Origin of the sequence: Winogradskyella echinorum, assembly GCF_014297365.1 — a bacterium.
Taxonomy (GTDB): Bacteria; Bacteroidota; Bacteroidia; order Flavobacteriales; family Flavobacteriaceae; genus Winogradskyella; species Winogradskyella echinorum.
Map to the genome: position 1 here is coordinate 370,679 of NZ_JACOQD010000001.1, position 14,407 is coordinate 385,085.

Here is a 14,407-nt window from a genome sequence, read left to right on the forward strand (position 1 = left end):
TTAATGCTCAGAGAGAACCAAAGACGTTTTAAATTCGATTGGATTACCATCATTCTGTTTTTGCTCCTCGTTGCTTTTGGGTATCTCAATATTTTATCTGCTTCTCATGTCGGTGAAATCACTAGTTATTTTGACATGAGTCAACCTTATGGCAAACAAACTATATTTATTGGGTTAACATTTGTTTTAATCGTTTTAATATTATCATTCGAAGCTAAATTTTATGAACGGTTTGCCAGTATTATCTACTTAGTTGCCATAATAGCTTTACTGGGTTTATTCATTTTTGGTAAGGACGTTAATGGTGCACGTTCTTGGTATGGCATTGGCAGTATGACTATACAGCCTAGTGAATTCGCAAAATTTGCAACAGCATTAGCCGTAGCAAAGTATATAAGTGATTTGCAAACCAACATGCGTACTATAAAAGATCAACTAAAAGTTACTGCAATTATATTTATTCCTGCATTATTAATTTTACTGCAAAATGATGCTGGTAGTACAATTGTTTATTTAGCTTTTTTCTTTGTATTTTATAGAGAAGGCTTACAACAAGTTTATTTAATCATAGGATTATCTCTCATTATACTTGCGGTTCTTGGCCTTAAATTTGGTGTTGTTATTACAGCTGTAATAACGACTTTAGTAATTGTTAGCACTTACTTCTTACAAGGGAAAAAACGAGGTTCAATTTTTCAATATATTATTGTCTTAATAGTATGCGTTGGTTTTTCATATGGTGTAAAACTTTTCTATGAACATGGATTAAAAATTCATCAACAAAATAGAATTAGCCTTTGGTTACGCTTAGAAAAAGATCCTGCTAAGCTTGAGTTAATGAAAAAACGCGAAGCTTATAACCTTATACAATCTGAACAAGCCATCAGCTCAGGTAGCTGGACAGGCAAAGGCTTTTTACAAGGTACAAGAACTACTGGAAAGTTTGTACCAGAACAACATACCGATTATATTTTTAGTACTGTTGGTGAAGAATGGGGTTTTTGGGGAAGCTCTTTCGTTGTATTATTATTTACAACTCTTATTATTAGAATTTTATACTTAGCCGAATCTCAAAAATCTCAATTTAGTCGTGTTTATGGCTATGGAGTCGCCTCAATATTGTTTGTGCATTTTACCATAAATACTGGAATGGTTATGGGATTAATACCTACAGTTGGTATACCACTACCCTTTTTTAGTTATGGTGGTTCTGGTCTTTGGGGATTTACTATTTTACTTTTTATTTTTATAAAGTTAGATAGTAATAAGATTAATGAGTGGTAAATAAAAAAGACCATCTTAGTTAGATGATCTTTTCAATTTCAATAATTAACTATAGCTTAATTTAAACTAGCCAAACTAGCTTTTATAGTATCAATTTTAGCCAATGCGTCTGCTTCTTTTTTCTTCTCGGAAGCTACAACTTGCTCTGGTGCACCCGCAACAAAGCGCTCATTAGACAACTTCTTTTGCACAGATTTTAAAAAGCCTTCAGTGTATTTTAATTCTTCAGTAAGCTTTTCAATCTCCGCTTCAACATCAATACTGCCTTCCATAGGAATAAAGTATTCGTTAGATTTTACTCTATACGTTAAGGCGCCTTCAACCGGTTCCTTAACGTAATCAAGACTTTCAAGATTTCCAAGTTTTATAATTACAGTATCAAAGGTAGCATTTACGTTTTCACTATTTAAAACTGAAAAACCAATAGCATCTTTAAATGCAATATTCTTTTGCTTTCTTATATTTCTAATTCCAGAAATGACTTCAGTAGCAAATTCAAATTCTGAGATTAAAGCCTCATTAATTGGTTTTGCCTCTGGCCATTTAGCCACAATTAATGCTTCTTCTGGCGTTCTTTTATTTATAGTTTGCCATATTTCTTCCGTAATAAATGGCGTAAATGGATGAACTACTTTTAGAATATCTTCAAAAATCGCCATAACAGCATTATAGGTTTTTGAATCTATTGGCTGTTTGTAAGCTGGTTTTACAATCTCTAATAACCAAGAAGCAAAATCATCATATACCAATTTATAAATTGCCATTAATGCATCAGACAATCTGTATTTACTAAAATGGTCTTCTATTTCAATTAATACTTTCTGAAACTTAGATTCAAACCACTCAATAGCTATATTACTAGACTGAGGTTGTTCTATATCTGCAACATCCCACAAATTAGTTAAATAGAATGCCGACCATATCTTGTTACCTAAACCTTTTCCTTGTTGACAAAGGGCTTCATCAAACATTAAATCATTTCCGGCTGCAGAACTTAATAACAATCCTACTCTAACACCATCTGCGCTATAATCTTCAATTAATTTTAAAGCATCTGGGGAATTCCCCAAGGATTTCGACATTTTTCGTCTTTGCTTATCTCTAACTAATCCTGTTAAATAAACATTTTGAAATGGTTTTTCGTCTTTATATTCATAACCAGCAATAATCATTCGTGCTACCCAAAAGAATAAAATATCAGGACCAGTAACTAAATCATTAGTTGGGTAATAATATTTTATGTCTTCGTTTTCCGGATTACGAATACCATCAAATACGCTCATTGGCCAAAGCCATGACGAGAACCAAGTATCTAAAGCATCAGTATCTTGTGTTAAGTCAGAAGCTTGAAGCTCGGAGTTTGAAGTTTTAACTCTTGCAAGTTTCAACGCCTCCTCAATAGATTCTGCAACTACAAAATCTTCTTTTCCATCTCCATAGAAATACGCAGGAATTTGTTGTCCCCAAAGTAACTGACGTGAGATATTCCAATCGCGAATATTCTCCATCCAATGACGATAGGTATTTTCAAATTTCTTAGGAAATAATTTTACATCGCCAGTTTTTAAAACTGCATCAATAGCAGGTTTTGCTAAATCTTCCATTTTTAAGAACCATTGATCACTTAGTCTAGGTTCTATAACCGCCTTTGTTCGTTCTGATGTTCCTACTTTATTAAGGTGATTTTCAGTTTTTACTAAAACACCTGTTTCTTCTAATGCTTTAGCGACTGCTTTTCTGGCTACAAAACGATCTTGACCTTCAAACTGTAATCCAAAGCTATTTAAACTTGCATCTTCATTAAAGATATCTATAACTTCTAAATTGTGTTTATCACCTAAAACTTTATCATTTTCATCGTGAGCAGGTGTTACTTTTAAACAACCTGTACCAAATTCAACATCTACATACTCATCTTCTATTATAGGAATGACACGTCCGCAAATTGGCACAATCGCCTTCTTACCTTTTAAATGGGTAAAGCGTTCATCATTTGGATTGATACAAATAGCAGTATCTCCAAAAATAGTTTCTGGTCTTGTGGTTGCAATGGTTAATTTATCATCGCTACCTTCAACTTTGTATTCTAAGTAATAGAGTAAACCTTGCTTTTCAACATGTATTACCTCTTCGTCAGATAAGGTTGTCTTTGCTTCTGGATCCCAATTTACCATGCGGTATCCTCTGTAAATTAGTCCTTTGTTATACAAATCAACAAAAACCTTAATTACGGCTTCAGACATATCATCGTCCATGGTAAACTTGGTCCTATCCCAATCGCAAGAACAGCCTAACTTTTTAAGTTGCTCTAGGATGACTCCACCATATTCTTCTGTCCATTCCCATGCATGTTCTAAAAACTCTTCGCGTGTTAAATCATTTTTATCAATGCCTTGTGCTTTGAGTTTAGCAACAACTTTTGCTTCAGTTGCAATAGAAGCATGGTCTGTACCTGGCACCCAACATGCATTTTTACCCAATAAACGTGCGCGACGTATTAATACATCTTGTATCGTATTATTAAGCATATGTCCCATATGTAAAACTCCTGTTACATTTGGTGGTGGAATAACTATTGTATAAGGTTCTCTATCATCTGGCGTAGAGTGAAAATAATTGTGTTGCATCCAGTAATTATACCACTTGGCTTCTACTGATGATGCATTATATTTTGATGGAATATCCATGTTTTGGTATCGTTTTTGCTATGTAACTGACAAAAGTACTTATAATTCCTTTTTTGAAAAATTATTAGTGTAAGAATATAGGTTGAAACATTATAAATTCTGTTAAATACAACGTATTAGGTCTAAATAATTTTGTTTGGAATAAAAAAGTAACTAGTTTTGAATAATCAATTTTAAAATTAAAATGATGAAAAATTTAATAGCAATACTATTTGTAGGATTAATTAGTTTAGGAATTAATGCACAAGAAAAGGTAGCAAAAATCGAATTTAAGACTGAGGTCATTGATTATGGCACAATTGAGAAAGGTGCTGACGGAGTTAGAGTTTTTGAATTTACCAATACTGGTAATGCTCCATTGATAATTTCGAGTGTTAAATCTACTTGTGGTTGTACTGTACCTAAGAAACCTAAAGGACCAATAATGCCAGGAGAAACAGGAGAAATTCAAGTAAAGTATGATACAAAAAGAGTTAATCCTATTAGAAAAACGATAACAGTTATTTCTAACGCAGACACACCAACAGTTGCACTAAAAATTAAAGGTTTAGTAATAGACCCAAGCAAGACTAGTGTTTTAGAAAAGAAAGAAAAAAGTATGATTGAGCAATAAGACTTCAATCTCATATTTATCATATTAATGAGCTCTTATTTTAGGAGCTCATTTTTTTATGTTTTTTTCTTATAAACTTTAAGAATTTTCAGAACTTAGCATTTTAAAATTAAGACCAAATGCCAACAATTTCAAACAAAGGCATCAACATGCCAGAATCTCCAATTAGAAAATTGGTGCCGTATGCAGAAGAAGCTCATAAACAAGGAAAAACAGTATATTATCTTAATATAGGTCAGCCAGATATAAAGACACCAAAAGTAGCTTTAGATGCTGTAAAAGTTCACTCTTTAGATATTTTAGCTTATTCGCGTTCTGAAGGTTCTGAAAATTATAGGATAAAAATTGCTGAATATTACAAAAGAAACGATATACACGTTAACCATAACGATATCATTGTAACTACTGGAGGTAGTGAAGCACTTTTATTTGCCTTTGGAAGCATAATGGATGAGGATGATGAAATAATAATTCCAGAACCATTTTATGCCAATTACAATGGCTTTTCAACGGCTTCTGGTGTAAATGTTGTACCAGTAATATCTAAAATCGAAGATAACTTTGCCTTACCACCTATTGAGGAATTTGAAAAACTAATCACACCAAAAACTAAAGCAATTTTAATTTGTAATCCAGGTAACCCAACAGGTTATTTATACTCAAAAGAAGAAATAAAAAAACTAGCTGCTATCGTTAAAAAGCATGATTTATTTTTAATTGCAGACGAAGTTTATAGAGAGTTTGTTTATGATGGAGTTGAACACTATTCTATTTTACAAGAACCTGGTTTAGAAGAACATGCAATTATCATCGATTCTGTATCTAAACGCTATAGCATGTGCGGAGCAAGAATTGGATATTTAGTTTCAAAAAATAAAGAAGTAATAAAAACAGCTTTAAAATTTGCGCAAGCTCGTTTAAGTCCACCTACTTTAGCTCAAATTGCAAGTGAAGCGGCTTTAGAAACTCCGCAGAGTTATTTTGATGATGTAAAAGAAGAATACGTAAAAAGAAGAAATACGCTCATTACGGAACTAGAAAAAATTGAAGGAGTAAAAGTAGCTAAACCCAATGGCGCATTTTATTGTATAGCAGAACTTCCTGTAAAAAACTCAGATGATTTTGCTAAATGGCTTTTAGAGTCTTTTGATTACAATAACAATACGGTAATGGTTGCACCTGCAGCAGGTTTCTATTCTACACCTGGAGTTGGTTTAAACCAAATACGTATTGCCTATGTTTTAAATGAAGATAGCTTAAAAATTTCGGTTAAAATATTAGCAGAAGCACTTAAAGTTTATAAAGACTAATGACTGTATCTAAGGATGTTTCATTAAAATCGTTTAATACATTTGGCATTGATGCCAAAGCAAAATTGTACTGCAATATTACTTCGGTAGAAGTACTTAATGAGGTTTTACAAGAACAACAGTCTAACCCGCTATTTATTTTAGGTGGTGGTAGTAATATGCTACTGACTAAAGATATCGATGCTTTGGTACTCCATATTAACCTAATGGGTATAGAAGTTGTTAGTGAAACGGAACAAACAGTTATAGTAAAAGCTATGGCTGGTGAAAACTGGCATCAATTTGTGCTTTGGTGTTTGCAGCATAACTTTGGTGGTATAGAAAATTTATCTTTAATTCCTGGTAATATTGGTACAGCACCAATTCAAAATATTGGAGCTTATGGTGTAGAGCTAAAAGATGTATTTTATAGTTGTGAAGCTATTAATGTAAATGACAAATCACTAAGAACATTTACAAAAGAAGACTGCAACTTTGATTATAGAGAATCTGTTTTTAAGCAAGAATTAAAAGGAGAATATATTATAACTAGCGTAAACCTTCAGCTTACCAAAAACAATCACAAACTAAACACAGGTTATGGTGCTATAAAAACGGAGTTAGAGGCATCCAATATAAAAACACCAACCATACAAGATATTTCAAAAGCCGTAATAGCGATTAGACAAACTAAATTACCAGACCCTAAAGAAATAGGAAATAGTGGTAGTTTTTTTAAGAATCCTATTATTTCTGTTGAACAGTTTAATAAACTACAAGAAAATTTCCCAGAAGTGCCTTCTTATAAAATTTCAGACAAGGAAGTTAAAGTTCCCGCTGGTTGGCTAATTGAAACAGCTGGTTTTAAAGGCAAACGTTTTAAGGATTATGGTGTACACCAAAAACAAGCCTTAGTTTTAGTAAATTATGGCAATGCAAGTGGTAAAGAGATTTTTGAATTGGCACAACTAATACAAAAAACAGTAAAACGACTTTTTAATATTACTATTGAGACTGAAGTTAATATTATATAAAGCAAAAGTCACAATCTTAGAATTGTGACTTTTGAATTTTTAGAATAATTTTATATGAAAATGCTATTAATCAACCTCTTAAGAAGATAAAACCATTCTAATAATTTATTGTGAGCACTAGAATCTAGTGTATTTAGTTATATTTACGTTTATAAATCCATTTTGGATGTTTTGAAAATCAAAAAAATAAGATTTTAACATTTTGAGTATTACACCTACAGAGCAAAAAATAATTGATTACCTAAAAAAAGGAGATCAACGTGCACTAAATTTACTATATGAAAATTATTCTAGTAGTCTATATGGTGTTATACTAAAGATAACGATTAATGAAGAAATTGCGCAAGATGCATTGCAAGAAACCTTCATAAAAGTTTGGAAAAATGCTTCAAAATACGATTCTAGTAAAGCTAAACTATTTACTTGGTTGTTCCGCATAGCAAGGAATACTGCTATAGATAAACTAAGAAGTTTTAATAATCGTTACCAAAAAGAAGTCCAAATTGATAAATCAAACGTATATATCTTACCAACAAACAATTTAAACCAAGATGTATTGGATATTAAAGAGCATGTTGGACGATTAGATGAAAAGTATCAAATTGTGTTAGACGCCTTATTTTTTCAAGGAATGACACAACAAGAAGCTAGTGACGAATTAGATATTCCGCTTGGTACAATTAAGTCTAGATTAAAAATAGGATTAAGAGAACTTAAAAAAGTTTATAATCCATAAAATTTTAAATCATGGAAACAAAATTACATAACTTTTTAAAGTCTAACTTACTGAATAAGTATTTGTTAGACGAGACCTCTATTGAAGAGACTAAAGAGGTTGAACATTTTATTTCATTCTATCCTGAAGCTGCTTCGGCTTACGAAAAACTTCAAGATAATTTAGAGATTATAGCAAAAGCGGGTGCTGTAGATGTACCTAATGACATATTAGCAAACATTTTAGAATCTTTAGATGAAAAGAATGACACTAAAGTTATTCAACTTGTACAAAAGAGAAAAACACCTTGGTATAGTATTGCTGCCAGTGCAGCTGCTGTGTTATTTGCAGCTACATCTTTTATGTTATATCAAAAGAATCAAAATTTAAATGAAGAAAACAATGTAGTAATTGAAGAGATTTTTGATTTAAGGAGCGATATTGAAAATAACAACACTAAATTAGATGAACTATCTAGAGAGTTGTTAAAATTAAACAATCCAGATTCTAAAAAATATGTTATCAATGGTAATGAGCGTGCTAAAAATTTAAAAACTGTAGCATATATTAATCCTGTTGAAAAAACATCGATGATTGATGTTATTACATTACCTCAATTACCTGAAGAGCAGTATTACGAGATTTGGGCTGAGTTGCAAGATAGAATGGTAAACTTGGGTATCTTAGATGAGTCTGACCGTAAGTTGAAACAAATTCCATATATGGAAGATGCCTTAGCACTAAGTATTAAAATTGGTACCAAAGGAAACAATACTAATGAAAATGATACTGAAGTAGCTGAAATTTCTTTAAAAGAGAAAGACTAAGTACTTTTTAGATAAATAAAAAAGAGGCACATTTAAAAATGTGCCTCTTTTTTTTGATTTAAAAATAGACACCTATTCTCTTTCAAAAAGTGTTTTATGGATAATACCTCCAATAATAGCACCAGCAATTGGAGCTACCCAAAACAACCAAACTTGAGATAAATAAGCACCATCTGCAAATAAAGCCTGACTTAAAGATCTTGCAGGATTTACAGATGTATTGGAAATAGGAATACTAATAAGATGTATTAATGTTAATCCTAAGCCAATAGCAATTGGAGCAAAACCTTTTGGAGCTCTAGCATTTGTACTTCCTAAAATAATAATTAAGAAAAATGCCGTTAGCACAACTTCTGCCACTAACACAGACATCATACTGTAGCCATTCGGCGATAATGAATCATAACCGTTTGAAGCAAACCCGCCAACGGTTTCAAATCCAGATTTCCCAGAAATTATAAGATACAATACACTAGCTGCTGCAATTGCACCAACAACTTGTGCTACGATATAACCAATTAAATCTTTGGCTTCAAATTTTCCACCAGCCCAAAGACCAATAGACACTGCCGGATTAAAGTGGCCACCAGAAATATGCCCAACAGCATAAGCCATAGTTAATACAGTAAGACCAAATGCTAAAGCAACGCCTACAAATCCAATACCTAATTCTGGAAATCCGGCTGCAAATATTGCACTACCACAACCTCCAAATACCAGCCAAAATGTTCCAAAGAACTCTGCAAATAATTTTTTCATAATTGATAAATTAATTAGTTAGTAATAAATGTTTATATAGTTATTCGACACAGCACTAAGCAGTTAAGTCACATCTAATAATGCTTATAAAATAAAAGTAAAAGCATTATCTTTGCATTAAATAAAGGGATTTTAAATGAAATTATTACTACTCACATTAGGACTATTGGCTTTAGCCATTGCAGGTATAGCAATAAAAATATGGGCTAAAAAAGACGGTAAATTTGCTGGCACTTGTGCTAGCCAAAACCCTATGCTTAACCAAGAAGGTGAAGCTTGTGGCTTTTGCGGAAAAACACCAGACCAATATAAAGACTGTAACGAACCTCAACACACTTAGGTCTTAATGTTATTTCCCTCAATACTATTCTATATATTTATAGTAGTTGTTAGTATTCAAATTGGCTATTACCTTAGTTTTCTATTTTCTTTTGGTATTAAACGAGCAGAATCTCGATTAAAAAAGAACATTCCTATTTCAATCATTATTTGTGCAAAAAACGAAGCCGATAACTTAAAGAAAAATTTACCTCTTATATTAGATCAAGAATATTCAAATTTTGAAATTGTCTTGGTAAATGATAGTTCTTCAGATGATACTCTAAAAGTTATGAAAGAATTTGAAGCCAATAGCAATAACATAAAAGTTGTAGATGTAAAAACCAATGAAACGTTTTGGGGAAATAAAAAATACGCATTAACACTTGGCATAAAAACTTCTAAATACGACTTTTTAGTATTCACTGATGCAGATTGCATACCAAAGTCTAATAAATGGCTAGCACATATTAGCGGTAATTTTTCTAATGAAAAATCTATAGTTTTGGGTTATGGAGCCTATGCGAAAAAGAAATTTTCGCTTTTAAACAAACTCATTCGGTTTGAAACCGTAATGACTGCTCTACAGTATTTTTCTTATGCTAATCTTGGCTCTCCTTATATGGGAGTTGGTCGTAATATGGCTTATAGAAAAGATTTATTTTTTAATAATTCTGGGTTTAGTAATCATATGTCCTTAAAATCTGGTGATGACGATTTATTTATCAATGAAGTCGCGGACAAATCAAATACATCAATAAGCTATACGGTAGATAGTTTTACAATATCCGAACCTAAAACGTCTTTAATATCTTGGATTTTACAGAAAAGAAGACACATTAGTACGGCCAAATTTTATAAACTACAACATAAATTTTTCTTGGGATTATTTTACACCTCTCAATTACTTTTTTGGGTTCTAGGAGTATTACTCATTTTATTAAATTATAATTGGCAATGGGTTGTTGCATTAGTTGTATTACGTTTTATTATTCAGCTACTTAGTTTTGGTTTTACAGCCAAAAAATTAGGAGAAGCTGATCTTATTGTTTTAACACCAATTCTAGAATTATTTTTAATTACTACACAATTAAGTATCTTTATTGCTAATCTTATATCTAAACCAAAACATTGGAAATAAAAGACGCTATCAGTAAAGCTAAAAAGAATGACCAAATTGCTTTCAATTTTCTGCTAGATACATTTTGGAATGACGTTTATGCCTTTCAACTAAAGCGAACAAAAAACGAAAATGATGCTGAAGACATAACTATTCAGACCTTTTCTAAAGCTTTTGATAAGATTAAAACTTATAAAGAAGCTTATAAATTTAAGACTTGGTTAATTACTATTTCTAAAAACATCCATATAGATTTAGTAAGAAAACAAAAACAATCTATACGAAATACATCTAAAGATAATGAAGATATTTATCTCGATATAGTTGATGACTCACCTACTCCAGAAGATAAAATTATTACAGAACAAAATTTAGCAAAACTGTTGCGCGACATCAAAAAATTAAAACCACATTATCAAGAGGTTATAAATCTTAGGTATTTTCAAGAATTGAGCTATAAAGAAATTTCTGAAGAACTAAAGGAACCGATGAATAATGTAAAAGTTAAACTTCTTAGAGCAAAAAAACTTCTGGCTGCTATTATTACAAAGACATAATGCTTTCTATACTTAAAAAATTAGGTCCAGGATTATTATTTGCAGGCGCAGCCATAGGTGTATCTCATTTGGTACAATCTACCAGAGCTGGTGCTAATTTCGGATTTGGTTTACTTTGGGCATTATTGTTAGTTAATCTATTTAAATATCCTTTTTTTCAATTTGGTCCTCGATATGCAGCGGCAACAGGTGAAAGTTTATTAGACGGTTATCTCAAATTAGGCAAAGGTGTTTTAGTTATTTACTTTATTTTGAATTTGGCGACCATGTTTACTATTCAAACTGCGGTAACTATTGTAACAGCCGGTTTAGCAAATTCACTTTTTGGAGATATTAGTTTTTTAAATTTTGGGATTGAAAGTATTACCAGCGTAGAAATTTGGACGGTAATTATTCTATTCATTTGTCTACTAATTCTTTTTCTAGGAAAATATAGCACCTTAGACAAACTCATTAAATTTATAATTATTGCTTTAACTATAAGCACTCTTGTCGCGGTTTGCTTTGCATTTAGTGAGTTTAATCAACCAGTATCATTTACACAGGTATTACCTGAGAATGCAACTGAAATAGCTTTTTTAATTGCTTTTATGGGTTGGATGCCTGCACCTTTAGATATTTCAGTGTGGCATTCCATTTGGGCACTAGAAAAGAAAAAAGAGGAAGTTTCATTTACACCAAAAACCGCACTACTCGATTTTAATATTGGCTATACTGGCGCAGTTATATTAGGTGTCGCATTTTTATCCTTAGGCTATTTCGTTATGTTTAATACAGGAGAAACGTTTAGCGAAAAGGCCTCTGTTTTTTCAAATCAATTAATCGATTTATACACCAAAAGTCTTGGCAATTGGGCATATATTCTCATTGGTATTGCCGCATTAACAACCATGTTTAGCACAACCATTACTACGTTAGATGCCTCACCTAGAGCTATGGCAAAAAGCGTAGAATTATTAACAAAAAAAGCACTAAACAAAGGCTATTTATTTTGGATTTTAATATTGACTTTTGGTACTTTAATTATCTTTTTTGTGTTTGCATCAGAAATGGGTTTACTCATTAAAATCGCTACAATACTATCTTTTATTACTGCCCCTTTTTATGCCACTATTAATTATAAATTAATTTCGAGTAAACACACACCAAAAGCTTGGAGGCCAACTCTAAAACTTCATGCTTTATCATGGCTTGGTATCATTTTTTTAATTGGTTTTAGTGTGTGGTATCTCACAATTCTTTAAGTCTTTTTAATAATTAACTTCGTATCTTTGTTTCCTGAAATTGAAAATGAATGGAAACCAAAGTTGCTTCAAATATATTACCAGAACGTAAACCTAAATGGCTTCGTGTAAAATTACCCACGGGTAAAAAATATACCGAACTTAGAAGTTTAGTTGATAAGTACAAATTAAATACTATTTGCACCTCAGGAAGCTGTCCTAATATGGGTGAATGTTGGGGAGAAGGCACTGCAACCTTTATGATTTTAGGAAACGTTTGTACGCGTTCTTGTGGATTCTGTGGTGTAAAAACCGGCAGACCAGAAACCGTAGATTGGGATGAACCAGAAAAAGTAGCTCGTTCTATTAAGTTAATGCAAATTAAACATGCGGTTTTAACAAGCGTAGATAGAGATGATTTAAAGGATATGGGAAGCATTATGTGGGCAGAAACTGTAAAAGCAGTAAGACGCATGAATCCTGAAACAACATTAGAAACTCTTATACCAGATTTTCAAGGTATTGAAAAACATATAGATCGTATTATAGATGTTGCACCAGAAGTTGTGTCGCATAATATAGAAACTGTAAGACGCCTAACTCGCGAAGTTAGAATACAAGCAAAGTACGATCGCAGCATGGGTGTTTTAAAATATTTAAAACAACAAGGGCAACGTAGAACTAAATCTGGTATTATGTTAGGTTTAGGTGAAACTCGTGAAGAAGTTATTGAAACGCTTCACGACCTTAAAGCAAATGATGTTGATGTAGTTACTATCGGTCAATATCTTCAACCAAGTAAAAAACATTTACCAGTAAAACAATTTATAAATCCAGAGCAATTTAAAGAGTATGAAGAAATTGGCTTGGATTTAGGCTTTAGACATGTAGAAAGTAGCGCATTAGTAAGATCATCTTACAAAGCCCAAAAACACATTAACTAATGATTACTGTTGCTATAAACGGCTTTGGCAGAATTGGTCGTCGTGTGTTTAGGTTAGCATTACAACATCCTCAAATTCAAGTTGTTGCTATAAATGACTTAGCAGATACTAAAACTTTAAGTCATTTATTAAAGTACGACAGTATTCATGGTGTTCTAAACGAAACCATTTCTTTTGATGATAATCATATCATTATCAACAATAAATCGATTCCTCTTTTTAATCATTCTCATCCTAATTCCATTGATTGGTCACAAGTTAATCCAGATTTTGTTATAGAATCTACGGGGAAATTTAAAACTAAAAATGAGCTTCAACATCACATAAAAAGTGGAGCTAAACGTGTTATTTTATCCGTCCCTTCTATTGAGGATGATATTAAAACAATCGTTTTGGGTGTAAATGACCATTTGCTAGATGGTAATGAGACCATATTATCTAATGCCTCGTGTACTACTAATAATGCGGCTCCAATGATTGCCTTAATAAAAGAGCACTTTGGTATAAAACAAGCTTATATTACAACTGTACACTCATACACTACAGACCAAAGTTTGCACGACCAACCACATCGCGATTTAAGACGAGCAAGAGCTGCTGGGCAATCTATAGTACCAACAACAACAGGAGCAGCTAAAGCTTTAACAAAAATTTTTCCAGATTTAGCAGATGTTATTGGAGGTTGTGGCATAAGAGTACCTGTAGCAAACGGCTCATTAACGGATATTACTATAAATGTCCAAAAACCAACTACTATAGAAGAAGTCAATTCAGTTTTTAGTAATGCCTCTACTTCTACCTTAAAAGACATTTTAGAATATACTGAAGATCCTATAGTATCTATCGATATTGTAGGAAATCCACATTCTTGTATTTTTGATGCGCAAATGACTTCCGTTATCGGCAATATGTTAAAAATAGTGGGGTGGTACGATAATGAAACTGGTTATAGTACAAGAATTTTAGACTTAATTTGCAATTTATCGGACAAAAAAGCACTTTTATCGAATAAATAATTATATTTGTTCAAATTAAAG

At 32.1% G+C, this 14,407-nt stretch carries 14 protein-coding genes; 12 read left to right on the forward strand and 2 right to left on the reverse strand.

The window, feature by feature from the left end; translation table 11 throughout:
- Positions 1-3: 3 nt before the first annotated feature.
- A complete protein-coding gene (gene rodA / locus H8K90_RS01650; RefSeq protein WP_186844200.1) occupies positions 4-1,284 on the forward strand; it encodes a rod shape-determining protein RodA in 1,281 nt (426 codons plus the stop codon).
- A gap of 56 nt (positions 1,285-1,340) precedes the next feature.
- Here the strand turns inward: rodA and H8K90_RS01655 are convergent, their stop codons facing one another.
- A complete protein-coding gene (locus H8K90_RS01655; protein WP_186844201.1) occupies positions 1,341-3,971 on the reverse strand; it encodes a valine--tRNA ligase in 2,631 nt (876 codons plus the stop codon).
- Positions 3,972-4,158: 187 nt separating this feature from the next.
- Between H8K90_RS01655 and H8K90_RS01660 the strand changes: the two genes are divergently transcribed.
- The 5 genes from H8K90_RS01660 (at position 4,159) to H8K90_RS01680 (ending at position 8,449) form a co-directional block, all read left to right on the forward strand.
- Positions 4,159-4,584, forward strand: coding sequence for a DUF1573 domain-containing protein (locus H8K90_RS01660; RefSeq protein WP_186844202.1), 426 nt, complete (start codon positions 4,159-4,161; stop codon positions 4,582-4,584).
- 119 nt (positions 4,585-4,703) lie between these two features.
- Complete coding sequence (locus H8K90_RS01665) at positions 4,704-5,894, forward strand: pyridoxal phosphate-dependent aminotransferase (RefSeq protein WP_186844203.1); 1,191 nt, start codon at positions 4,704-4,706, stop codon at positions 5,892-5,894.
- The gene (gene murB, locus H8K90_RS01670) at positions 5,894-6,907 is read left to right on the forward strand and encodes a UDP-N-acetylmuramate dehydrogenase (protein WP_186844204.1); all 1,014 of its coding nucleotides are present in this window, start codon (positions 5,894-5,896) and stop codon (positions 6,905-6,907) included. The genes H8K90_RS01665 and murB overlap by 1 nt, the downstream gene beginning before the upstream one ends.
- Positions 6,908-7,109: 202 nt before the next feature.
- Positions 7,110-7,643, forward strand: coding sequence for an RNA polymerase sigma factor (locus H8K90_RS01675; protein ID WP_186844205.1), 534 nt, complete (start codon positions 7,110-7,112; stop codon positions 7,641-7,643).
- An 11-nt stretch (positions 7,644-7,654) separates the two neighbouring features.
- Positions 7,655-8,449, forward strand: a complete 795-nt coding sequence (locus tag H8K90_RS01680; RefSeq protein ID WP_186844206.1) for an anti-sigma factor — start codon at positions 7,655-7,657, stop codon at positions 8,447-8,449.
- A 72-nt stretch (positions 8,450-8,521) separates the two neighbouring features.
- Here the strand turns inward: H8K90_RS01680 and aqpZ are convergent, their stop codons facing one another.
- Positions 8,522-9,208 (reverse strand): aquaporin Z, encoded by a 687-nt coding sequence (aqpZ, locus tag H8K90_RS01685; RefSeq protein WP_186844207.1) that lies wholly within the window; start codon positions 9,206-9,208, stop codon positions 8,522-8,524.
- 136 nt (positions 9,209-9,344) lie between these two features.
- On the opposite strand from aqpZ, the gene H8K90_RS01690 reads away from it, so the two are divergent.
- From H8K90_RS01690 to gap, 6 genes are read left to right on the forward strand one after another with little or no spacing between them, the layout of a single operon-like run.
- On the forward strand, positions 9,345-9,548 hold the full coding sequence (locus H8K90_RS01690) for a membrane or secreted protein (protein ID WP_186844208.1): 204 nt from the start codon (positions 9,345-9,347) through the stop codon (positions 9,546-9,548).
- Positions 9,549-9,554: 6 nt separating this feature from the next.
- On the forward strand, positions 9,555-10,667 hold the full coding sequence (locus H8K90_RS01695; protein ID WP_186844209.1) for a glycosyltransferase: 1,113 nt from the start codon (positions 9,555-9,557) through the stop codon (positions 10,665-10,667).
- On the forward strand, positions 10,658-11,203 hold the full coding sequence (locus tag H8K90_RS01700; protein ID WP_186844210.1) for an RNA polymerase sigma factor: 546 nt from the start codon (positions 10,658-10,660) through the stop codon (positions 11,201-11,203). Before H8K90_RS01695 ends, H8K90_RS01700 begins: the two co-directional genes overlap by 10 nt.
- Complete coding sequence (locus tag H8K90_RS01705; protein ID WP_186844211.1) at positions 11,203-12,447, forward strand: NRAMP family divalent metal transporter; 1,245 nt, start codon at positions 11,203-11,205, stop codon at positions 12,445-12,447. The genes H8K90_RS01700 and H8K90_RS01705 overlap by 1 nt, the downstream gene beginning before the upstream one ends.
- A 50-nt stretch (positions 12,448-12,497) precedes the next feature.
- Positions 12,498-13,370: a lipoyl synthase gene (gene lipA, locus H8K90_RS01710; protein ID WP_186844212.1), complete on the forward strand. Its 873-nt coding sequence runs from the start codon at positions 12,498-12,500 to the stop codon at positions 13,368-13,370.
- Positions 13,370-14,386 (forward strand): type I glyceraldehyde-3-phosphate dehydrogenase, encoded by a 1,017-nt coding sequence (gene gap / locus H8K90_RS01715; RefSeq protein WP_186844213.1) that lies wholly within the window; start codon positions 13,370-13,372, stop codon positions 14,384-14,386. The genes lipA and gap overlap by 1 nt, the downstream gene beginning before the upstream one ends.
- Positions 14,387-14,407 lie beyond the last annotated feature (21 nt).